At 62.8% G+C, this 462-nt stretch carries 1 protein-coding gene; it reads right to left on the bottom strand.

The annotated features are described in order from the left end of the window. The coding region (locus AACY49_RS30830; protein ID WP_339528084.1) for a hypothetical protein at nucleotides 1-462 on the bottom strand (462 nt) is incomplete at both ends.

Below are 462 nucleotides of genomic sequence, written 5' to 3'. Positions count from 1 at the left end.
GCTGGTCTTGCCGGGTTCGACCGCGTTGGGCACGTTCTGGAACGGCGGCAGGAATTGCAGCGGGCGCAGCGCCGCGAGCGGGTTGGCCGCAGGGTTGTTCTGATTGGCGTTGGCGTTGGCCTGCGCACCTGCGTTGATCGCACTGAAGGCCGCCGGATTGGCACCTGCGAACGCCCCGATCTCGGCTGCGGTGGCCGAGCGACCAAGACCCAATTGCGTACCGATCAATTGGGCGAGGCCGCCCTGGTAGAGCAACTGGTTGCGGAACGGCGCATATTGCGGCGCATCGAAGTTGATGCCGGAAAATACGTCGGTGCTGACAACGTTGGTCGAGAAGTGCTTGCGGTCGTCGGTATAGTTGAACCCAGCGGTGAGCGTCAGCCGGTCGACCGGCTTGAAATCGGCGGTGCCGAAGATCGAGAAGGATTCGTCCTTCAGCGCATAGGATTCGTTCAGGCCGTC

This window comes from Pseudomonas sp. EL_65y_Pfl2_R96, from assembly GCF_963970905.1.
Classification (GTDB): Bacteria; Pseudomonadota; Gammaproteobacteria; order Pseudomonadales; family Pseudomonadaceae; genus Aquipseudomonas.
Note: the sequence above shows the minus strand (reverse complement) of the source record. Positions and strands in the feature narration are given on the sequence as shown.